Annotated in this window: 18 protein-coding genes and 3 pseudogenes; 8 read left to right on the forward strand and 13 right to left on the reverse strand. The window is 68.1% G+C overall.

Annotated features, from left to right (window positions below):
- Positions 1-29: 29 nt before the first annotated feature.
- The 9 genes and pseudogenes from ABZS97_RS36885 to ABZS97_RS36925 all read right to left on the reverse strand — a co-directional run bounded on the left by ABZS97_RS36885 (position 30) and on the right by ABZS97_RS36925 (position 6,506).
- A complete protein-coding gene (locus ABZS97_RS36885; protein WP_356145228.1) occupies positions 30-518 on the reverse strand; it encodes a carboxymuconolactone decarboxylase family protein in 489 nt (162 codons plus the stop codon).
- A gap of 324 nt (positions 519-842) precedes the next feature.
- Positions 843-1,232, reverse strand: coding sequence for an NTP pyrophosphohydrolase (locus ABZS97_RS36890; RefSeq protein WP_356145230.1), 390 nt, complete (start codon positions 1,230-1,232; stop codon positions 843-845).
- 27 nt (positions 1,233-1,259) lie between these two features.
- Entirely contained in the window at positions 1,260-1,493 is a 234-nt protein-coding gene (locus ABZS97_RS36895; RefSeq protein ID WP_356145261.1) for a hypothetical protein, read from the reverse strand.
- 80 nt (positions 1,494-1,573) lie between these two features.
- Positions 1,574-2,032: pseudogene (locus tag ABZS97_RS36900) on the reverse strand (FG-GAP repeat protein); the annotation flags it as partial.
- Between the two features lie 459 nt (positions 2,033-2,491).
- Positions 2,492-3,274 carry a phosphotransferase gene (locus tag ABZS97_RS36905; RefSeq protein WP_356145232.1) on the reverse strand — a complete coding sequence of 261 codons (783 nt, stop codon included), beginning with the start codon at positions 3,272-3,274 and terminating at the stop codon, positions 2,492-2,494.
- 244 nt (positions 3,275-3,518) lie between these two features.
- Positions 3,519-3,706 (reverse strand): annotated as a pseudogene (locus ABZS97_RS36910) (IS630 family transposase); the annotation flags it as partial.
- 84 nt (positions 3,707-3,790) lie between these two features.
- Positions 3,791-4,105: a hypothetical protein gene (locus ABZS97_RS36915; RefSeq protein ID WP_356145233.1), complete on the reverse strand. Its 315-nt coding sequence runs from the start codon at positions 4,103-4,105 to the stop codon at positions 3,791-3,793.
- A 74-nt stretch (positions 4,106-4,179) separates the two neighbouring features.
- Positions 4,180-4,806 carry a hypothetical protein gene (locus ABZS97_RS36920; protein WP_356145235.1) on the reverse strand — a complete coding sequence of 209 codons (627 nt, stop codon included), beginning with the start codon at positions 4,804-4,806 and terminating at the stop codon, positions 4,180-4,182.
- Positions 4,807-5,009: 203 nt separating this feature from the next.
- Entirely contained in the window at positions 5,010-6,506 is a 1,497-nt protein-coding gene (locus ABZS97_RS36925; protein WP_356145237.1) for a HEAT repeat domain-containing protein, read from the reverse strand.
- Between the two features lie 314 nt (positions 6,507-6,820).
- Between ABZS97_RS36925 and ABZS97_RS36930 the strand changes: the two genes are divergently transcribed.
- On the forward strand, positions 6,821-7,780 hold the full coding sequence (locus tag ABZS97_RS36930; RefSeq protein ID WP_356145239.1) for a hypothetical protein: 960 nt from the start codon (positions 6,821-6,823) through the stop codon (positions 7,778-7,780).
- Positions 7,781-8,272: 492 nt separating this feature from the next.
- Here the strand turns inward: ABZS97_RS36930 and ABZS97_RS36935 are convergent, their stop codons facing one another.
- Positions 8,273-8,722, reverse strand: coding sequence for a DUF6234 family protein (locus ABZS97_RS36935; RefSeq protein WP_356145241.1), 450 nt, complete (start codon positions 8,720-8,722; stop codon positions 8,273-8,275).
- Between the two features lie 220 nt (positions 8,723-8,942).
- On the opposite strand from ABZS97_RS36935, the pseudogene ABZS97_RS36940 reads away from it, so the two are divergent.
- From ABZS97_RS36940 to ABZS97_RS36950, 3 genes and pseudogenes are all read left to right on the forward strand, one after another.
- Positions 8,943-9,562: pseudogene (locus ABZS97_RS36940) on the forward strand (transposase); the annotation flags it as partial.
- A 160-nt stretch (positions 9,563-9,722) separates the two neighbouring features.
- Positions 9,723-10,961, forward strand: a complete 1,239-nt coding sequence (locus tag ABZS97_RS36945; RefSeq protein ID WP_356145243.1) for an IS256 family transposase — start codon at positions 9,723-9,725, stop codon at positions 10,959-10,961.
- 193 nt (positions 10,962-11,154) lie between these two features.
- Positions 11,155-11,586, forward strand: coding sequence for a hypothetical protein (locus tag ABZS97_RS36950; RefSeq protein WP_356145245.1), 432 nt, complete (start codon positions 11,155-11,157; stop codon positions 11,584-11,586).
- 44 nt (positions 11,587-11,630) lie between these two features.
- Here ABZS97_RS36950 and ABZS97_RS36955 read toward each other — a convergent pair whose 3' ends face one another.
- From ABZS97_RS36955 to ABZS97_RS36965, 3 genes are all read right to left on the reverse strand, one after another.
- A complete protein-coding gene (locus ABZS97_RS36955; protein ID WP_356145247.1) occupies positions 11,631-12,158 on the reverse strand; it encodes a DinB family protein in 528 nt (175 codons plus the stop codon).
- Positions 12,159-12,727: 569 nt separating this feature from the next.
- Complete coding sequence (locus ABZS97_RS36960) at positions 12,728-13,135, reverse strand: hypothetical protein (protein ID WP_356145249.1); 408 nt, start codon at positions 13,133-13,135, stop codon at positions 12,728-12,730.
- A 51-nt stretch (positions 13,136-13,186) separates the two neighbouring features.
- Positions 13,187-13,609 (reverse strand): hypothetical protein, encoded by a 423-nt coding sequence (locus ABZS97_RS36965; protein ID WP_356145251.1) that lies wholly within the window; start codon positions 13,607-13,609, stop codon positions 13,187-13,189.
- 272 nt (positions 13,610-13,881) lie between these two features.
- On the opposite strand from ABZS97_RS36965, the gene ABZS97_RS36970 reads away from it, so the two are divergent.
- From ABZS97_RS36970 to ABZS97_RS36985, 4 genes are all read left to right on the forward strand, one after another.
- Positions 13,882-14,568, forward strand: a complete 687-nt coding sequence (locus tag ABZS97_RS36970; protein WP_356145253.1) for a response regulator transcription factor — start codon at positions 13,882-13,884, stop codon at positions 14,566-14,568.
- A gap of 320 nt (positions 14,569-14,888) precedes the next feature.
- The gene (locus ABZS97_RS36975) at positions 14,889-15,908 is read left to right on the forward strand and encodes a HAMP domain-containing sensor histidine kinase (RefSeq protein ID WP_356145255.1); all 1,020 of its coding nucleotides are present in this window, start codon (positions 14,889-14,891) and stop codon (positions 15,906-15,908) included.
- A gap of 1,240 nt (positions 15,909-17,148) precedes the next feature.
- Positions 17,149-17,919: an ABC transporter ATP-binding protein gene (locus ABZS97_RS36980; protein WP_356145257.1), complete on the forward strand. Its 771-nt coding sequence runs from the start codon at positions 17,149-17,151 to the stop codon at positions 17,917-17,919.
- A 108-nt stretch (positions 17,920-18,027) separates the two neighbouring features.
- Complete coding sequence (locus tag ABZS97_RS36985; protein ID WP_356145259.1) at positions 18,028-20,541, forward strand: FtsX-like permease family protein; 2,514 nt, start codon at positions 18,028-18,030, stop codon at positions 20,539-20,541.
- Positions 20,542-20,640: the final 99 nt, after the last annotated feature.

A 20,640-nucleotide genomic window follows, 5' to 3' on the forward strand; every position in this document is an offset into this window, starting at 1 on the left:
CCGGATCGGCGATCCGGCCGGCGGAAGGGTCAGTCCCACTGCTCGTCCGCGAGGGAGGTGACGGGCTGCGGCTTGCCGATGACGGCCAGGGCGATGAAGAAGTTGATCTGACCGATCGCGATGGTCAGGGTGGCCAGCGCCTTCTTGTCGTAATGCTTCGCCACCTCGGCGTACAGCTCGTCGCAGACCCGCTCCTTGCCGTGCGGGGCGGGCTGGAGGGTGGCCTCCGTCAAGGCGAGCGCGGCGCGCTCGGCATCGGTGAAGTAGGGGGCGTCCTGCCAGGAGGAGACGGCGGTGATGCGCTCCTCGGACTCCCCCGCCTTGCGCAGGAAGCCGGTGTTAAGGACCGTCAGGTAGGTGTTGCCGACAATCTGCCCGGCACGCAGGTGAACCAGGTTCATCGTGGTCCGCGGCACCGAGCGGTTGCCCGTGGCCCGGAAAAGAGCGGCGCTGATGTCATTCAACTCGGGCACGAACTCCGCCGGGTTGGGCATCCGGGAGATGGAAGTGTTCGTCATGGCTGCTCTCCTTCGCTTCGGCCTGGTCGGCGTCTTCACAGCTCTGACCCGCCGGCGCCCGCACATGTGACAGGAATCCGGAAAACTTCTCCGACGATCTCCGGACCGAGCGCCGACAGCCCTGTCCTTCCCGGGCGCCCGGACCAAGTCCGGGATGGGGCGGGCGTCTGGGCCGCGGCGCTCGTTGTCGTCGGTGTACGGCGTGACGACCTCGACCGAGGGGCCCAGGAGGGCACTGATGCCGGCGCGCCCTGGCCCTGTGGTCGGGAGCTGCCTGCTGGTTTTGGGGGCGCAGCTCCCAAGGGCGGGGGGCCGAGCAAGTGTCTATGGGGTGCCGCGGACTGTCCGCGGGCCCGCTACTTCCGCTCCCAAATCAGTGACCCGGCGCCGGAGTTCACGGTCCGCGGTGATGACCAGGACGGGGCGGCCGCCGGACTCGGCGACGAGATCCACGATGGTGTCGTCGCCGCTGCCGGGCGCCGAGGCCACGCGTACACCGGGCACGGACTCCACTCCCTTGGCCGCGCCCTCCACCACGAGCACGACCTCCACATCCCCATCCTCGGCTCGCCCGGGAATTCCGTCCCGGGCGAGCCGGTCACGCAGTCGCTCCGCGGCCCCACGCCGATCCCGCCACCACCCGTCCGGTACGGACCCGACGACATTGGCGGCGTCGACGATCACGAGCAGAGGAGGGTGCGCAGGCGAGGCCATATGCCAAGCCTCGCACGAAGTGGCGTCTCAGCGGCTGAAGTCCTCGCCGAAGTGAGTGGCACCCGACGGCCCGGAGAGGGCGCCGATGTTGAAGCTGGTGCTTCCCACGCCGGTGACGCCGGAGGCGATGGTCGGCAACCGCCAGACTCGCCCCTTCCAGCTGTCCTCGCCGATCCCGCCGACCAGGACCTCGCCCGCCCCACCCGCGGCCACATGCGCGGCTGTTCCGAAGTGATCCTTCGCCACCGACGTGCTCGGCACGCTCCTGGTGTTCTGGGTGATGACCTGGGCACCCGTGGTGGTGACACCGTTCGGGCCGCCGCGCAGCAGGTGACCGCACCTGCCCCTTGGGTCCCCTCGGCGTCGCTGCCGGTCTCCCACGGCGCCCCGATCACGAGGTCCGCGTAACCGTCGCCGTTGGTGTCGCCCACGTCAAGGCTGTCGCCGAACCGGTCGTTCCTCTCGTCGATTCCCGGTACCCCGCTGGTGGCCTGTGTGATGGTCCGTGGTGCCCAGGTCGTGCTGATCCCCTTCGGGCCGCCGTAAGTCACGTAGACGGCGCCGCCGGGCGCCGCGGCCGTTCCGCCGCCGGGCGCCGCGGCCGTTCCGGAGTCGCCGTTCCCGCTGATGAAGTCCTGGTAGCCGTCGTGGTCGAGGTCGCCGAACGTGCCCGTGCCCCTCGCCTTGATGGTTCCGGCGTCGGTGAGGCCCGCTGCCGAGCCGACGTAGAGCCGTCCGGTGTCGGTGAAGTCCCGCGCGTTGCCGCCGGCCGCAATGTCGGCCACACCGTCACCTGTCATGTCGCCCACGAACACGATTCCGGGCGCGTACCCGGCGTCCTTCGTCACGGTGTCGCGGAACTCGATGCGTGCGGGGGCGCCCGTGCGGTCGAACGGGCCGTAGTAGACGGCCAGACCCCAGGTGCCGTCCACATGGGCGGGCGCCACCACGTCCGCGGTTCCGTCGCCGTCGACATCACCGGCGTCCGCGAGGGAGTTGTACAGCCACGGCGAGGTCGCGGTTCCCTCTCCGCCCTCGTCCGCGGGTAGCCCACCGCCGCCGCTCAGTCCGTTGGCGCCGCCCCACACGACCGACCAGTGGGAGAGGTCACGTACCGCTCAGACGCTCTTCGCCCAGCGCGCGGTGATCGTGTTCACGGCGGCCGCCGCCCGGGCGAGGCGCTCGTCAATGGCGTGTGCCGCAGTGGTGAACGGGGTCGGCCATCATCCGGAGGTGGTCCGGCACGCGGCGATCACCCCCTAGCCGCCGGCAGGGGACCAGAAGGATGCGGGCAACGCCTCGACCTCGATGGCGGCTTGACGCAGATCGGCGGCAACCGGTCCCAGCGCGACGTAGACCGGGTCGCCGCCGGCAGCCAGGTGGTCGATGACATCGGCGTTGGTCCGGGCGCGTGCGGCCACCACGTTCCCGAAGGCCGACCGGTCGCCGTCGTAGCCGTAGGCGTCGAGCAGCAGGTGCAGACGTCGGCGCCGGTCCTCGAACGCGGTGAATCCAGTCCGCTCGGCCAACCGGCGGGCATGCAACGGCACCCAGGTCAAGGCCATGAACGCCAGATCGAACTCGCGCGACGAAGGCCCAGCTGTGTCCCAGTCGAAGAACCCGACCAGCTCACCCGCGGACCACACCGCGTTCCACGGTGCGGCGTCATGGTGCCCGATGACCAGTCCAGGCCGCCAGGTCTGCCCGGCTAGCCAACGCACGCCCGGTGGCGGCACAAAGGCTTCCGTCGCATCGTGCAGCCGACGGGCCCACCTGCCCACACTCACCAACGCGGCGTCCGAGTACACCCACGCAGGCCAGGGAAGATTCTCACCCACGGTCTCGCCCACAAGATGGGTCAAGACCTCACGCCCTTGCCCGTCCATCCCCAACACCCGGGGCGCGCCATCGAATTCCACTGCCTCCAGATGACGTAGCACCGCATGCACGGCAGGCGTCCAGGGTTGTACAGGCCGGTGGACCTCTTCACCGATACGTACCGCCCCTACCGTCCGGCCACCCGGCAGTCGCTGCTCCTCCATGATCTGGTTGTACCGCACGCTGCCCCGCGGCGCATACACAATTGTTTCGGCCACCACCCGCTGCCCGCCGCCTCAGTCCTGCCAGCAATTCACCCGATCCGGGTGGTGTGGGAATTCAGGGAACTGCGGCCAGAATCGTTGCAGTTCACGCCCGTCCAGTCGCAGAATTCTCGGCTGGCAGAGTTGGTCGTCCAGCGGCGCCCGGCCCCGCCGACGGTCGTGGCTGGTGCTGTGGCCGGTATGGTTCGCGGACGGAATCCTCGTCGGCCTGCACCAGCTTCGCGATTACCGGAACACGGTTTCCCGCCGGTCGAGGCCAGCAGCATCATCGCGCGCCGGTACGTACTGAACTGGTGCTTCCCTGCGCACGATCTGCCGCTGCTTCTGCCCCTCCTGGTCGGTCAACCTGCGCACGCGGACGGGTTCTGCCACGACATCTCCAGCGGTTGGGACGGACGTCACCGCACATCCAACCGTCTCGGCAGCTGCCCCCGCCGAGCGTTCCCTGTCAAGGCATTACTTGTCGCGCTGGCTCTCGATTTCGGCGGCCAGCACGGCCATGTCGCGCACGTGCGTGTAGTACCTGGTCGCGTACTTGTCGTCGATCGCAGGGAGGACCTTGCCGAACACCGCAACCAGCCGCGCCAGCCATGCGCGGTGCGGTTCGGTGAGCGTGCCCTCGAGGACGCCCGCCGCGCAGCCGTAGGCGTCCGCGTCGAGCATCACCATGTCCTGGCCCTCGATGTCCAGGCCGCGGAAGCCAGGCGGGAATGGCATGGCCATGTGCTCGGCCGTCATCTGCGAGAGCGCGCCCAACTTCTCTTCGAACATGTCGGCCATCCTGCCAGGGGCGCACCGGGTAGAGGTGCGCCTGCCCAACTCGGTGAACGTACGCGGTCACAGCTCTAGCTGCCTGAGGGGTGCGATGCGGGACGGGTGTACAGGTGTGCGTGCCGTATCCCGGCCTTGCGAAGTTCGTCTGCCACGATGCGCAGCGCGGTGCGGGCCATGTGGGGAAACATCCCGCCCTTGCAGTCCATCCACACGCGGGGGACCGTGTCGTCGACGGCGACGAAGTTGGGGCTGTAGAGGTCAGTGTCGGCCAAGCCATCTTCGGCCTCCTCCGGCGGGAGTTCACGGCCGTCCTCGAGCACGCATCCCAGGCGGCGTTCTGCGGCGGTGAGCGCCGCGACCGCACGGGCCGGGTCGTTCGACTGGACGGCGATCTCCCAGTGCTGTTGAAACATATCGCCGTTGCCCCCCAGGATACGTAGCGCGCCCGGGTCTACCGTGATGCCGCCCGGCTCGCTCTCCGAGACCACAGCCCGACTCATCCAGAATGCGCTCTGGTCGGTTTCCAGGCATGCCTCGGCCACGTGCCAGAGCATCTGCCGGCCGGAACCGCCGACCGCCTCCTCGAAAAGGCTGCGTGCGCGTTCCCAGTCCCCCGAGTCCAGGGCCTGGCAGCCGCGTCTGAAAGCGATCTCGGCAGGGTGATCGACAGATGGCAGGCGGGAGTCATTAGTATCCACAGCCGATACATACCACCCAGTTCTGACATGCGGTCACTGAGCTGCCGAATCAACCGGCAGCGCCGACGCAGACCCGGCCGGTCGAACTCGCCCGGCAAATGGTCAAGATCACCTGTCAGAGGACATTCGAGGCCGGAAGAACAAGAACTTCCAAGCTGAAGGGTGGGGGTGTCACCGGTGTTGCCGCTGGCACCCCTGCCTCGTCAGTTGTTCCGACAGTCGTCCAGGGCCCGCAGCGCCTCGGTCGCCGCCTGGCGTACGGACTCGAATGGGTCCGAGTCCAAGGCGGTGAGCCGGTCGCGCAGCCGCTCCTCGCCTGGGGGGAGCGTGCCCGTCTCCTCCACCCAGTGGGCGATCCCCTCTGCGGCGGCCTGGCGTACCGACATATCCACGTCGTCCAAGTGCCGTACGAAGAGCGGCAGATCGTGCGGGGTGCCGGCGTCCGTCGCATTGTGCGGGTCCAGGAGCGACAGCGCGGCGGCTCGGACAAGGGGGAAGGTGGTCCGGTCCACCAGTTCCCGCAGACCCGGCAGGGCTTCCGCCAAGCCCGCGAGGACCCTCTCTGACACCCAGACCAGGGTGGTGGCGACACCGAGACGGGCCACCACGGCGCGGGCGACCGCTGCGCGTTCCCACGGCCGGAACCCGGTGTCCGCCATGGCGTCCAGGCCGCGCAGCGCACCCTCGGACACCTCGGGCGCGGCAGGGTCCAGCAGGGGAAGCAGCAGCCACACGGCGTCCCATCCCCCCATGTCGCCGTAGGCCTTTGCTGCTGCAGCGAGCGTGCGGGCGGCTGTTGTCGGGTCGGTGAGGACAGCCCGCAGGAGCTTTGTGGCGGCCGTGCCGCCGACGGACCCCAGGGCAGCGGCGGCCGACGGCCCTGCCCGCTCGTCGCTCAGCCAGCGCGAGGCCGGCCCCAGCAGCCGTTCGTCACCCGATCGCTCGAGCTGGAACAGCAATTGCCTCGCCATCTCCGGGTCCCGATCCGTTTCCAGGGCAGCGAACAGCGCGTCCTGCGTCTCCTGTCGGCCCACATGCGACAGTCGGAAAGCCACAGCGCAGCGAACCTCGGTAGAAGGGTCATCGGTCAGAACCCTCAGCAGCGACGGCAGCAGCCGGTCGGCGTGCTGGTCCGGCAGCATCCACAGGGCGAGCACGCGGGCGGCCTCCGCTCCCCACTGGGCCGTACGGACCAACTCCGCCTCGACGTCCGGATCCTTCTTGAACATAAAGACCATGGCCCGCGCCCGACCCCAGACGCCGTATGCCGGATCACCCAGCAGCCGGACGAGCGCGGGAACATCACCGGGCACGCCCAGCTCCCGCAACGCCTCCAAGGCGTTGATCCGCAGGTGATAGTCCGGATCCCCGAGCAGTCGCCCATAGGCGTCCACGACTTCGCGATCGCGCAACCCGAGCCGGATGGACGCCAGAGAGGCCTGCCTGCGCACCCACGGATCGTCGTCGTCCATCAGCGCGGGCAGGGTCTGCGCCCCGGCCGCGGAGACCCCCAGCCTGCCCAGCCCCACCGCCGCGCCTTCCCGCACCTCGGGCGCGGGGTCGCCGGCTGCCCGGACGAGCACCGCGGCGTGCTCGGTGTCGCCGAGTTTGCCGAGCCCCTTCGCCGCTGCTGCCCGTCGCCAGGTGTCGCCCGTCTCCAACTCCCGCAGGAAGAAGGCAACCTGATGTTCTGTCGTCATGTGCACCCCGGGAAGTAAGACTGCCGAACCGACAGGAGGTTGCGCCGACGGACGCCTGGAGGTGGCGGGCGAGCGATCGTCGGATGGCAGCTCGCCACACGGGCGCCTGCCGCCGGGCGTATCCCCCGGCCCTTGGTCGTGATGCGGTCCACTGCGCCGGTCCGGCGGAGATTTCGTGAAAGGCCGGAGAGTGCGCCCGCGGCGAGCAGAGCATTCTCAACGCGACCTGTCATGCATCGGATGATCAGTCACTACACTGCCACGAGGTCACGAGGCGACACGGCGAGCAGCCGAGTCGAAAGTTGGGAGAGAGCATGGCTACGGGGGGATGGGGGCCGGGCCCCGGGCAGCCTGGCGGCAACGGACCGGGAGGCCCAGGCTGGGGCGCGCCGTACGGGCCACCGCAGGGCAACCCCTACGGCCCTCCGCCACCGAACCCAGGCCCGTACCCGAACCCGTACCCCTATGGCCCGCAGCCCACGCCGCGCCCTGCCGCCCGGCGCCCTCGCGGCTGCCTGTGGTATCTCTCTCCTTTCTCGATCGCCCTCGTCATCCTGCGCTCCGCACACCGCGTCGCCACCAGGCTGTTCGCGAACGAGGGCGAGGGCCGGATCGTGGACCGCACCGTGGACCGCGTCCAGCTGGCTCGCACGGTGCTCGGCGCCGCCGCCGCCATCGCCCTGGTCCTGGCCTACAGCGTGAACCCGGATGACTTGTCGGACGCGGCGTACGGCAGCGCCGCCAACATGTTCATTGCCCCGTTCCTGCTGATGGTCGCCGGGCCCCTGGTCATTCTGGGTTTCGTCTACTACGCGCCCCCGCATCTGCGGCCGCATCTGCGCTCCCGGTTGCGCGCCCCGCTGAAGGCGGTCGGCTGGTATGTGCTGACGCTGCTCGCCATCGCCTCGGTCCTGTACGTGCTTGCCTTGAGCCCGTTGGAGAAGACCGACGACTTGAACTGGCTGAACTGTGTGAAGGCCGCGGCGGCGATGGCCGTGATCTTCTGGGGCATTCCCTTCTTCGCCCTGGCGTCGCTGTACTCGGCCCGCACCGCCTTCAACACCGCGCACGTCCACCCGATGCTGCCGCCGGTAGTCACCACGGTGCTGGTGTGGGTCATCGGGATCTTCAACGCGATCGACGGCGGTCTGCCGCACGGCCCGCCGGTCGTCCAGTTCTGCTCCCTGCTCGGCGGGCCACTGTCGGTGACCGCCGTGTCGCTGTGGGAGCTGCACCGGATGAAGACCCGATACGGCGTCACCCTTCGGACCTGAACCGAGGCGGTCGGCGTGAGCTTGAACGTGCCCTGTCTTCAGCCGTGACGCGGACCGATTTCCGATGAGTGCCATCAGGGCTGGCCTGGGTCCGTGCCGCTACCGGTAGTTCGTTGAATCCGGCGGTGGTGTGAGTCGACGGCGAGGCGGGTTGGCCGTAGGCCGGTGGTAGAAGTCAACTGCCTGACTGGGGGCTGAAGATGACTGCTCGCCGTCCGTGTCCGCGTTGGCGTTCCCCGACACCGTCTTGGACACCAGTCATGGCGAGGACCAGAATGACGGGGCTGACGGCAGCGAGGACGCTCTGCGGTGACCGCCGGCCATCTGCGCGACGACGCCCGGCAGCGAGGCCCGCCATGCTACCGCCGGACTTGGCTTGTTCTTTATGGTCGTCGGTGATTGACCGCGACAGCTTGCGGGGTTGAGTGTGCATGACTGCCCCAGTTGCTGCGCTTGTGTGGCTTCGCGCTTCGGCATCCGCCGTTGTGGGTTCTACTGGTCGGTCACGTGGTTCGAGGGAGTGTGCGGCATCCCGGCCCTCGTTGGTGGCTGAGGTGGGTGGGAACGCTCGTACTGGCCGTGCCAAGCAGCGAACGTGAAGGACAGCGCAATGGCTGCCACGAGCAGTTGGACCGCTCCTGCGAACGGGTGTGCCGAGTACAGGAAGATCACGGCGATCACGAGCACGCCCAATGTGAACCCGCCGAGCCAGAGGATCGGAACCCAGTCCATCGGGGGTGCCACGGTTTGCTCGTCCGCACGGCCCCATCCACGGATGACCGACGTCAGCCCCGACAGAAGGGCGACCGGGATTTCGATGAGCAGCACGATCAGGCTTATGCAGCCACCCTCGAATCCGTCGCTTCGCGAGTCTGAAGGCTTTCCAGGCCGGGAAGCGTTCCCCGGCAAGCGTGGTGTACGCGAACTCGGCTCGAAGCGCATGCTCACACGCTTGTGCGTCACGCCGTGCACTGCATTGCGGTTCACCAGGCCGAGACCGAGTCGTGGCCGAGCTGAGCACTCCGCAGGGCCTCCTCCTGCCCTCGAACTGCAAAGTGAACGCACTCGCCCGTATGAGGGTTCCGGGGACGTTAGCACGGCCTCTGTCTGATCCTGCGCTCCGTCCAAAGAGACACTTGACCAGTACGATGGCCGTGGGGGAATGAGCCTGCTGCATCACGATGCCGTCCGGGAGTCGTTCGCGGTGGCGTCACGCTTCCGGGACGACTTCTTCGACTGCCTGACCGCGCGCGGGGACACGTTGTTCGAGCTGACCGATGCACTGTTGTCTACAGACGGGCCGGTAACCACGCCGGTGGACCTCACGCTGACGGCAGAACGCCGACGCGGGCACGGCGCGATGTACGAGGCGCTCAACTGCGGGAACGTCGAGGTACAGCGACTGCGGAGGTGCTGGCCGGGCTGCCGCAACCCGTGGCCGCCGACGGACGCCTGGTCCTGGCGGTGGACGTCACCCACTGGCTCCGTCCGGACGCGCCGACCAGCCCGGACCGCCTGTTCTGTCACGTCTACGGCCGCAGCAGACGCTCCTCGGACCAGTTCGTGCCCGGCTGGCCGTACTCGTTCGTGGCCGCGCTGGAGTCGGGCCGGACCTCGAGGTGCCAGATCCTGGACGCCCTGAGGCTGGGACCGGCCGATGATGTCGCCGAGGTCACCGCGGCCCAGGTCCGCCGCGTGGTCGAGGACCTCATCGACATGGGCCGCTGGCACCCGGGTGACCGCGACATCCTCATTGTCTTCGACGCCGGCTACGACGCTCCGGATGGCGTCCCTTGTCGTGGTGTACGGGATCAGTGGCCGGGGGTGCGCGGGCGCCTGCCCGGAGCGCACTTCCACGAGTGAGTACCGCTCCCTGACCAGGAGGCGGGCCACCGCGTAACTCTCCTTGGTGAACGCCCAGTTCAACCATGAGGAGTGCACGATGGCCCTGTCCCAGTCTGAGCTGATACGGCTGCTGGAGTCACTACGTTCGACCGACGGAATCGAGCTCATCCGTGCCATCGCGGAGCGGATGGTGCAGGAGCTGATCGAGGCCGAGGCGAGTGCCCACATCGGCGCGGAGTGGAACGAGCACACGCCGACGTGGACCAACATCCGCAACGGGCACCGCGAAAAGATGCTGACCACGCTGGCAGGCGACCTGGACCTGGAGATCCCCAAGGTCCGCACCGGCAGCTTCTTCCCCTCCCTGTTGGAGCGGCGGCGCCGCATCGACCAGGCCCTCTACGCGGTCATCATGGAGGCATACGTGCACGGTGTCTCCACCCGCAGCGTGGATGACCTGGTCAAAGCCCTCGGCGGGGACAGCGGCATCTCGAAGTCGGAGGTCTCTCGGATCTGCGCGGCGCTGGACGAGCCGCTGACCGCGTTCCGCACCCGCCCGCTGGACCATGTCCGCTTCCCCTACGTCCATCTGGACGCGACCTACTGCAAGGCACGGGTGAGCCACCAGACCGTCTCGCGGGCCGTCGTGGTCTCCACTGGCATCACCGAGGACGGAGGCCGCGAGGTCCTGGGCCTGATGGTCGGCGACAGCGAGAGCGAGACGCTCTGGAAGGAGTTCCTGCGCTCGCTGCGTGAGCGCGGCCTGTCCGGGGTCCGCCTGGTCGTCACCGACCAGCACTCCGGCCTGGTCGCCGCGGTCCGCAAGGTCATGCTCGGCGCTGCCTGGCAGCGGTGCAGGGTTCATTTCCTGCGAGACGCCTTCAGCGTGGTCGACCGGGACTCCGGCGAAATGGTCGCCGCGACGATCCGCACGATCTTCACCCAGCCCACCGCCGGCCTCGTGCGCACCCAGCTGGACACCGTCGCCGACATGCTCGGCACCCAGTTCCCCAAGGTCAAAGCGATGCCGCTGGAGGCGAAGGAGGATCTGACCGCCTTCGCGGACTTCCCGCCCAGGCACTGGAAGAAGATCCAGTGCACGAACCCGCTGGAGCGGGTGAACCGGGGGATCAAGCCCAGGATCGACGTCGTCCAGGTCTTCCCCAACGACGACGCGCTCATCCGGCTGGTCACCGCCGTGCTCTTCGAGATGCACGACGAATGGATCGCCTTCCCCCGCCGCTACCTCCCCGAAGGCAGCATGGGCGAGATCTACCGCGAGCTTCCCGAAAGCGCCCCGGCGCTGCCCAACACTCCGAACATGCCCACCAGTTGATCCCCAACACCACGACGAGGGACACGACCCATCACTTCGCGCGGACGCCGTTGCCGAACGTCTGCCCGCCACCGCATGGCAGCGGCACAGCGCGAGCAACGGCGCGAAGGGCCCGCGCCACTACGACTGGGCCTGGATCCACATCGGCACCGACAGCCACCGCCACCTGCTGATCCGCCGCAATCGGACCACCATGGAACTCGCCTTCTACCTGTGCTGGTCACCCACCACAACCACCCTTGCGGAACTGGTCCGCGTCGCCGGCATCCGCTGGAGCGTCGAGGAATGCTTCCAAGCCGCCAAGGGCCAAGTCGGACTCGACCATTACCAGGTCAGGCACTGGACCTCATGGCACCGGCACGTCACGCTCGCCCTGGCCTTCCTGACCGCCGTCGCCGCCAGCTCCGCACCCGAGCGCTCCGCCCAACCAGCCCACCTCACCAGCGGGCACCCCCTGATCAGACTCACCGTCCCGGAGATCCGACACCTACTCGCCGCCGTCCTCAACCCGCCAGCCGTGACAGCAACCAGGCTGCCGCACTGGTCCACCTGGCGCCGACAACACCAGGCAACAGCCCGCCGCAGCCACTACCGCCGACGAGACCCTCACGAACCGACCGGATAGAACACGAAACCCGACACGAGGAGCGCGGAGCCAGACCGGCGATGTCAGGTCAGGACCAGCCAGTGGCGGCCGTCGATCAGCTCTCGGGCTGCGTCGAGGTGGCCGGCGTGGCACGCAGTCTCGGTGATGACGTGCAGCAGGACGTCGCGCAGGGTGTGCAGGTGCGGTTTACCGAACAAGTCGTGGGGCCACCAGGCCAATGCGGCATCGGCAGGGGTGGCGGTGATGATGGCATCGGCGAGTTCTGCCTCCCGCCGGTATCGGTCGAGGACGTCGATGGCCGGCACTTCCGGGGCCACCTTCCACGCTTCGTCGCCGCTCGTCAGACCGCGGATGACCTTCTCGTCCCCGGCGACGACCGCGCGGAACCAGAACCGCTCCACATCCAGTGCCAGGTGCTGGACCAGCCCCAGGCAGTGCCATCCGGAAGGCAGCACGGGCCGTCGAAGATCCTCCGCGTCGAGCCCGTCAAGGATGCCGAGAACGTGGCGTCGCTGTCCGTCCAGGACCCGAAGAAGCGCCCCTACCTCACTACCCGGAGTTGTATCGCTCAAATTTTCGGTCACGGTCACCCAGGATCCCCGAATCGCTGTGGGCGCGCAGGGAGTTATCCAATATCCGGGACACGCACCCGACCGAAGGCCGGCGGAACCGTGAGGCAGGCAGCCACTGAAGTCACCTTCCGCTCCAGGGTTACATCGCGAGAAGACTTGCCCCGACCTCCGACCGCAGATCACGAAGTCGTACTGGAGTATTAGCCGAGTTCAACCCGAACAGCCTCGGGTTCAGTGCGCCGCAGGACGGCTTGTGCGACATGTAAGAGATCGGCAGCCGAGATCGTTTGACAAGCGGTCAAGATCACTTGTTGCCGGGCACTTGCTGCTCCTGCTGCTCCCCGGAGGCATGCAGCAGGAGCAGCAAGTGCCCGGGGAACGATCGAGCAGGACCAAGGCCCGTATTCCCCGCGAACGCCGCGGGGAATACGGGCCCTGGTGCGTTGCAGGCAATGGAACCACTCGTTGCCGCGCCCTGCTGCAGTGCTGCCGGAAAGCAGCAACGAAGGCAGCCGTCCAAAGCCATGATGATGAGGCGTTCACTATGGTTGTTGAAGATCGGCCCACCCCGGGGCGCTCCCCGAGGTTCAGGCCGCCACGTACCCCTGCACCCAACTGCTTTCGAACCTGAGCCGGAACTTTGTGCCGTCGAGTACGTCGTCGGCAATGACCGCCCAGCCACCGCCGTACACGGTCGTGTAGTTGCTCTGGCAGTACGAGGACCCCGAGCTCGGGTAGAAGCACACCTTCACCTTGCGGGAAGGGGTCACGATGTTGTTGGTGAACCTGACATTGATGTCACCGCAGCGGGACGTGGCGGTGAGCCTGCCTGAGCTGGACTCGGGGAAGTAGTAGGTGCCGCTGCTGAAGTAGGACTCACCCCCATAGCAAGTTGCGGCACTCGCGGTGCCGGCGCTGCCCAACACGCCCACCCCCGCGAGTGTCAACGCCGCCGTGAGCGTGGCGATCGCCTTGCGCACTGTGTGTACGGACATGGTGTTCTTCTCCCTGTTTGTTATCGGAAGCTGTGAGTCCGGCAGCAGGGCTCAAGCGGCGAGATAGCCCTTGAACGTGTTGCTGGCCAAGTCCATGGAGATCCTGAACTTGGTGCCGTCCTTGACGTCTGTCGCGATCACGCGCCAAGTGTTCAGGTCGCTGGACTTGTAGAACTCCTTCCAGGAGTTGCAGGTGGTGCCACCGGAGGTCGGGTAGAAACACACGCGCACGGTCAACGGGTTCGCGTTGCCCCAGCTGGTGAGCTTCAGGTTGATGTCGCTGCACCGCGACGTCGTGTAGTAGGGGCCGAAACTGTGCTCGGCCTGGTCCGTTCCCATGCTGAATGTTTCGTACGACGCGCCCCCCTTGCAGGTCGCGGCCTGCGCGGTCGATGCGGTGCCAAAGACGAGCGCGCCCGCTGCCATGACCAGCCCACCCGCAACTGCCGCCAGGCGCTTCGCTGTCGTCCTCATGTCCTGTTCCCCCTGGGCTGTTGTCGGGGGCTCCGGCTTGCGGAGCCCCCTCCGTGCATACCTGTTGACGGCACAACGGGGCTAACGCCGATGTTCCGTGCCGAGAAGTGCGAGTGCTTCGGTACCGAAGTGGGAGAGTGATCCTCAGAACGACCTGCTGCTTCCCCCGTTGCTGCCGAGGCCACGGTGTCATGAGGCCGCTGTGAGGACCCTGAAGGTTCCTGAAGGCTTCTTCAGGAACCTCGCCGCACCTGTGGGTCATCCTGAATGCCATGCGGATATTGGTGGTGGAGGACGACCCGCGACTGGCTGAACTGCTGCGCCGCGGGCTTGTGGGCGAGGGGTACGCCGTCGACCTTGCCCACAACGGGCTCACCGGGCTCGAGTTGGCGCTCGACAGCGGTTACGACGCCGTCGTCCTGGACGTGATGCTGCCCGGCCTGAACGGCTACCGGATCTGCGCGCGGCTGCGTGATGCCGGCGTATGGACGCCGGTGCTCATGTTGACCGCCAAGGACGGCGAGTACGACGAGGCCGAAGGCCTGGACACCGGTGCCGACGACTACGTCACCAAACCGTTTTCCTTTGTCGCTCTCGCTGCCCGACTGCGGGCCCTACTGCGGCGCGGACGACCTGAACGGCCAGCCGTTATCCGGGTCGGGGACCTGGAGATCGACCCCGCGGCCCGCAGCTGCCGACGGGGAACGACGCCGGTGGTGCTCACCGCGCGGGAATTCGCGGTCCTGGAATACCTGGCACACCGAACAGGTGAGACCGTCTCCAAGACGGAAGTACTGGAGCACGTGTGGGACCATCGATTCGGCGGTGACGTGAACGTCGTCGAGGTGTACGTCAGCGCCCTGCGCCGCAAAATCGACACCCCGTTTCGAAGGCGTACGATCCACACAGTCCGTGGCATCGGCTACCGCTTCGAAGCCGGCGAAGGCCTGCACACGTGAGGCGGCCACAGGTCGGCACCATATGGCGGCGGCTGCGTCCGCGCACGATGCGCATGCGACTGACATTGCTGGCCGTCGTCATCACAGTCGTGCCACTGACTGCCTGCGCTGTCTCACTAGGCGTCACCATCAAGAAGACGCTTTTCGAGAACGCGCTGGAAAAGACCTCCGAACTCGGCCCGACAGACGGTTACACCCCTGGCGACTTCCCACCCTGCAGCCGCCATCCGGAGCTCGATATGGAGGAGGGCGGGCACAGGTTCACCATCTGTATCGCAAAAGGCGACACGGACGAAGGGCTGATGCCGACACTGTCACTCATGCCATGGACGGACCCCCAGGAGTCCCCGCCGATGCGGTCCCACTTCGACGCCGAAAACGACATAGAGATCATCCACTCAATCGGCATCTACCAAGCCCGCCTGAACACCATCATGTGGTCGATGGCCGGAGGCACACTCGGCATCACACTCCTGATAGGCGCAAGCACCTGGTTCGCTGTCGGCCGGGTGCTACGCCCCGTCGAAGTCATCCGCTCCGAATTCGCCGAGCTCAGTGCCCGTCATCTGGACCGGCGCGTGCCCGTACCGCGGGCCGGAAACGAGATCGCCCGCCTGGCCGAAACGATGAACAGCACCCTGGACCGTCTGCAGACCGCAGTCACCCAACAGCGCCGGTTCGTCGCAGACGCCTCCCACGAACTGCGCACCCCTCTCGCCTGCCTGCGCACCGAACTCGAACTCGCCCTCCACCGCGCCGAGGACCCCGACTGGCCCCAAGTCGTCCACGACGCCCACGAGGACACCAAACGCCTCCAAGACCTGACCGAAGACCTCCTGCTCCTGGCCCGCCTCGATGCCAGCCACACCGACCGGCAACCGGCGCAGGCCGTCGACCTCACCGACCTGGTCCGCGACGAGACCGCCCGCCGTCGCCCGCCCCGCCACGTCACCCTCGACGTGCACACCGAATCCGGCCCCGTCATTGTGCAAGGCCAGCCCATGCTCCTCGCCCGGGTCCTCGGCAACCTCCTCGACAACGCCGAGCGGCATTCCGCCGGCACCATCACCGTCCGCCTGACCCACGAGCCCGACAGTCGCGAAGCCGTCCTGGACGTCCAGGACGACGGCCCCGGTATCCCAGCCGAAGACCACCAGCGGGTCTTCGAGCGCTTCACCCGACTCGACGACGCCCGCAACCGCGACGCAGGCGGCTCGGGCCTCGGCCTGGCCATCGCGCACCACATAGCCACCGCTCACCACGGCACCCTCACCATCACACCCAGCGACCACGGCGCACACTTCACTCTCCTCCTCCCCGTTCAGGACAACTTCCTCTGAACCTTCGTCTCTGTGCACGGGTCTTGACTGAGCGTTTGGTCCGGGGATTTGCGTTTGGTCCCGGGTTAGGTTCCGCGCCCGTTGAGGGTGGCTTCGCCGGTGAGTCCGCGGGCCATGAGGTCGATCATCGCGAGGTGGATCGCACTTCGCGGCGAAGCCTCGGGCGAGAACGGTGTTCCGACGGAAGGACGCCGGCTCGTACGCGCGCGGCCAGTCCAGCTCGTTCGTGGTGAGGCCACAGTTCAGGGGGCTGCCGGCGGCCGTACCGCGCGGATCGAAACCCACGAGGTCGTACCGGTCCCGGACGCTCTTGGGCATGACCTCCTTGTACGCCGTGGGATTCCCCAGCCCTCCGGCACCCGGTCCTCCCGGGTTGGACAGCAGCACACCACGCCGCTTGCCGGGCACGCTCGTGCGCAGCCGGGAGATCTCCATACGCAGCGTGGGTCCGGCAGGCCGCGTGTGATCGAGAGGCGCTTTGAGGGTTGCGCACCGTAGGTCGACGGGGTACTTCCCGGTGGTGCCGCAGCGGTGCCAGGCGGGGTGCTGGTCGTAGTAGCCGTCGAGGGCGGGGGCCGGGGAGCGGTCTGTTTCGGCTGCTGTCGCCTGGGCGGTGGGGATGCACAGGGTGACGGTCAGTCCGGCCGTGACGAGGGCGGCCTTGCATGCGGTAGGCGTGACAAGGACCTGCTTCCCCACCTGACCACTCCGCCTCGGCCGAACGGCCAGGAAAGAAGACGATCGCCGGGGACCCGCGGCCGAGAGACGGATGGAGCACGCACGGGCCGTCACCGCTGGTTGCAGGTCATGAGGATTTTCGACCTCGACCGCTCGGGCCCACGCCGAGTCGGCCGCTCCCGAGACCACAGCAGGTCTCACCTGTGTGGGGTGACGGTGCTGCTCATGCGGGGTCGGACCGTCGTTCTGCCTGGGCGATGCACCGGCCGAGCCGGCGATGGGGCGGGTCTTGTCGGCATGAAGCGGCGCTCTGTCGCGAGGGGGACGCAGAGTCCACGGCAGCCTCGTCTCCCAGACGCTTCCTCCAGTGCGTCAGCCTCGGGGTTGGCGCTATGGCATACCTCAGGCTGACAGAGCCGGGCCGGGCGTCAGCCCCAGGTAGCCGGTAATTCGGCTGATCCGCAGGGGCCGCTGCGAACCCGACGATTAAGGAGTTCCCGGCCAGGCACGGGTCTGGACCCGTGCCCGGCGCTACCCGTGCCTTCGATCGGAGCAAGACCTCGTGACCACCCTGCCGCCCGTTTCCCGCACTCCCGCGGTGGCCGCCCGCGCCACCGAGCTCTCCAAGGTCTACGGAGAGGGCGACACCGAGGTGGTGGCGCTCGACCGGGTCAGTGTCGGCTTCGGGCAGTCCCAGTTCACCGCGATCATGGGGCCCTCCGGGTCCGGCAAGTCCACGCTGATGCACTGCGTGGCCGGGCTGGACTCCTTCTCCTCCGGCTCGGTCCGCGTCGGTGACGCCGAGCTGGGGTCCCTGACGGACAGGCAGCTCACCAAACTCCGCCGGGACAAGGTCGGTTTCATCTTCCAGGCGTTCAATCTGCTGCCGACCCTCACCGCGCTCGAGAACATCACGCTCCCGATGGACATCGCGGGCCGGGCGCCGGACAAGCAGTGGCTGGACACCGTCATCCAGATGGTCGGCCTGTCCGGCCGGCTCACCCACCGCCCCGCCCAGCTCTCCGGCGGCCAGCAGCAGCGTGTCGCCGTCGCCCGGGCCCTCGCCTCCAGGCCGGACATCGTCTTCGGGGACGAGCCGACCGGGAACCTGGACTCGCGCTCGGGCGGCGAGGTCCTGGGGTTCCTGCGCGACTCCGTACGGGAGTTGGGCCAGACCGTCGTCATGGTCACCCACGATCCGGTCGCCGCCGCCTACGCGGACCGCGTCATCTTCCTCGCCGACGGGCGGATCGTCGACGAGATGCACGAGCCCACCGCGGACCGGGTCCTCGACCTCATGAAGTCCTTCGACACCAAGTTCCGTACGAGCTGAGCCGTACGAGCCGCCATGTCCTCGAAGTCGCCACCGCCCCGCGGCAGTCACTGACCCGGACCGACTCCGGCCCGCCGCTCCCGCTCTCACCCCACCAGGACCACACCAATGTTCCGCACAGCCCTGCGCAACGTCCTCGCGCACAAGGCCAGACTGCTGATGACCGTGCTCGCCGTCATGCTCGGCGTCGCGTTCGTCTCCGGCACCCTGATCTTCACGGACACCTACAAAAACGCCTCCGCCAGCCAGACGGCCAAGAGTTACGCCCACGTGGACGTCCAGGTCGACGAGAACACCGAATACTCCGGCGAATCCCCCGGCATCAGCCGGGATACGCTCGACGCGGTCGCCCGACTCAACAGCGTCGCCGACGCCGCCGGACGGGTCGACGGGAGCGCCTACGTCGCCGACAGGGACGGCGGGCTCATCGCCAATGGACAGTTCAACTCGGCCGCCAACTTCGCGCCGGACAAGGACGGCGAGGACCCGCTCTACGTGTTCACCGACGGCGACGGGCCCACCCGGCCCGGGCGGATCGCGCTCGACAAGGAGACCGCCGACAAGGGTGGTTACCACGTCGGCGACACCGTGCCCGTCGCCCTCACCGGTCCGGCGAAGACGTACGAACTCTCGGGCATCTTCACCACCGAGAACGAGGAGGTGGCCGCAGGCGGGAGCCTGGTGCTGTTCGACACGCCGTCCTCGCAGCGGCTCTTCCTCAAGCCGGGCTTCTTCGAGAACGTCACCGTCACCGCCGCCCCCGGCGTTTCGAGCACCGACCTCGCCGCCGACATAGGCAAGGTGCTTCCGCACTCCGCGAAGGCCAAGACCGGCCGCCAACTCGCCGACGAAGAGGCCACGTTGGTGGCGGGGGACGCGACGACACTCAATGGGATCCTGTTCGCCTTCGCCGGCGTCGCGCTCTTCGTCAGTGTCTTCCTGATCGCCAACACCTTCACCATGCTGGCCGCCCAGCGCACCAGGGAACTCGCTCTGCTGCGCGCGGTGGGCGCCTCCCGCAGGCAGGTCACCCGGTCCGTGCTGATCGAAGCGATGATGGTCGGCACCGTCGGCGCGGCCGCCGGGCTCGGTCTCGGCGCAGCCATGGCCGCTGTAGCGAGTGCCACGGTCGATTTCGACGGCGGGACACCGGACGGCCCGTTGATCGTCACGTCGACGACGGTCCTGGTCGCGGCGGTCGTCGGTGTACTGGTCACCATGGTGGCCGCCTGGCTGCCGGCCAGGCGCGCCGCAAGGATCCCGCCGGTCGCGGCGATCGGCAGCGCATACCTGCCCGCCACCATCAAATCCCTGGTCCTGCGGAACGTGCTCGGCGGCATCCTCGCGCTGCTCGGCGCGGCGGTCGTCGTCGCAGGTGCCGGGACCGGCAGCTCCAGGGGTGGAGCGATCGTCGGGTTCGGGGCCTTCCTCGCGGTGACGGGTGTCCTCGTGCTGATCCCCTTGCTGTCCCGGCCGGTGATCGCGGTCGTACTGCCGCTGCTGCGGCGCGGGTTCGGAGTCTCCGGCACCCTCGCGGGCCGGAACGCGGTACGCAGCCCCCGCCGTACCGGCGCCACCGCCTCCGCGCTGGCCATCGGGCTCACCCTCGTCAGCGCTCTGACCGTGCTCGGTGTCACCCTCGGCCAGTCCATGGACGCGATGACCACCGACATCGTCAAGGCCGACTACATGGTCACGGCCGATGGAGCGCGCCTGGACGCCTCGGCGGTCGCCGCCCTGCGCAAGGTCCCCGGTGTGAGGGCCGTGTCTCAGGAGCAGCAGGGGTGGATGCAACTCGACGGCAGCCAGCAGGATGTCACCGCCGTCGTCCCGGCAGACTTCGACAAGGCCCTTCACCTCCCGGTGGTCTCCGGCTCGCAGGACACGCTCGCGAAGGGGCAGGTCGCCGTCGACGAGAAGCTCGCGCGGTCGCACGGCTGGAAGGTCGGGGACAGCCTGCCTGCGGTGTACGGGGACTCCGGCAAGGGCCGGAGGCTGACCGTCGGGGCCGTCTTCGAGTACAACGAGGTCGTCCTGCCGGTCGTCGTCTCCGCAGACGTGATCGAAGCGAACGCCACCGCGGCGTCCTTCTCGAAGATCTACGTCACAACGGATGGCAGCACGAACGAGAAGGCACTCGCCGACGCCCTCCCCGGCCGTCCCGGGATCAGGATCGACGACCGGCAGGACATCCGCAGCCAGCTCGGTGGAGTCTTCGGCACCGTGCTGAACGTCCTCTACGGCTTGCTCGCGATCTCCCTGATCATCGCGGTCCTGGGAGTGGTGAACACCCTCGCGATGTCGGTCTTCGAACGGCAGCGGGAGGTCGGCATGCTGCGAGCCGTCGGGCTCGACCGGTCAGGCGTGACACGGATGATCCAGCTGGAGGCTGTGGTCATCTCCCTCTTCAGCGCGGTGATCGGCATCGGGCTCGGTTCCTTCCTGGGCTGGGCCATCTGCGAGATCACGAAGGCGGACATCCCCGGCTACGCACTGGTGCTGCCGTGGGGCCGGTTCGCCCTCTTCCTGCTGCTGGCGGCGCTGGTGGGTCTACTGGCCGCCCTGTGGCCCGCCCGCAGCGCGGCCCGGCTGAACATGCTCACCTCCATCAAGACCGAATAGCCGGAGCAGGGCGCCGTGGGGGGGGGCGCCCACCCCCCCCGCGCCCGCCCGCCCGCGGCGGGCCATCGGCGCCAAGGGACGCCGGCCCCCCCGCGCGGA

Source organism: Streptomyces sp. NPDC005485 (assembly GCF_040606085.1).
GTDB lineage: Bacteria > Actinomycetota > Actinomycetes > Streptomycetales > Streptomycetaceae > Streptomyces.

What these genes read in the sequence shown, in the direction of transcription:
- ABZS97_RS36885 (WP_356145228.1), bottom strand. Translation starts at nt 518, where the DNA reads ATGACGAACACTTCCATCTCCCGGATGCCCAACCCGGCGGAGTTCGTG.
- ABZS97_RS36890 (WP_356145230.1), bottom strand. Translation starts at nt 1,232, where the DNA reads ATGGCCTCGCCTGCGCACCCTCCTCTGCTCGTGATCGTCGACGCCGCC.
- ABZS97_RS36905 (WP_356145232.1), bottom strand. Translation starts at nt 3,274, where the DNA reads ATGGAGGAGCAGCGACTGCCGGGTGGCCGGACGGTAGGGGCGGTACGT.
- ABZS97_RS36915 (WP_356145233.1), bottom strand. Translation starts at nt 4,105, where the DNA reads ATGTTCGAAGAGAAGTTGGGCGCGCTCTCGCAGATGACGGCCGAGCAC.
- ABZS97_RS36925 (WP_356145237.1), bottom strand. Translation starts at nt 6,506, where the DNA reads ATGACGACAGAACATCAGGTTGCCTTCTTCCTGCGGGAGTTGGAGACG.
- ABZS97_RS36930 (WP_356145239.1), top strand. Translation starts at nt 6,821, where the DNA reads ATGGCTACGGGGGGATGGGGGCCGGGCCCCGGGCAGCCTGGCGGCAAC.
- ABZS97_RS36935 (WP_356145241.1), bottom strand. Translation starts at nt 8,722, where the DNA reads ATGCGCTTCGAGCCGAGTTCGCGTACACCACGCTTGCCGGGGAACGCT.
- ABZS97_RS36945 (WP_356145243.1), top strand. Translation starts at nt 9,723, where the DNA reads ATGGCCCTGTCCCAGTCTGAGCTGATACGGCTGCTGGAGTCACTACGT.
- ABZS97_RS36950 (WP_356145245.1), top strand. Translation starts at nt 11,155, where the DNA reads ATGGAACTCGCCTTCTACCTGTGCTGGTCACCCACCACAACCACCCTT.
- ABZS97_RS36960 (WP_356145249.1), bottom strand. Translation starts at nt 13,135, where the DNA reads ATGTCCGTACACACAGTGCGCAAGGCGATCGCCACGCTCACGGCGGCG.
- ABZS97_RS36965 (WP_356145251.1), bottom strand. Translation starts at nt 13,609, where the DNA reads ATGAGGACGACAGCGAAGCGCCTGGCGGCAGTTGCGGGTGGGCTGGTC.
- ABZS97_RS36970 (WP_356145253.1), top strand. Translation starts at nt 13,882, where the DNA reads ATGCGGATATTGGTGGTGGAGGACGACCCGCGACTGGCTGAACTGCTG.
- ABZS97_RS36975 (WP_356145255.1), top strand. Translation starts at nt 14,889, where the DNA reads ATGCCATGGACGGACCCCCAGGAGTCCCCGCCGATGCGGTCCCACTTC.
- ABZS97_RS36985 (WP_356145259.1), top strand. Translation starts at nt 18,028, where the DNA reads ATGTTCCGCACAGCCCTGCGCAACGTCCTCGCGCACAAGGCCAGACTG.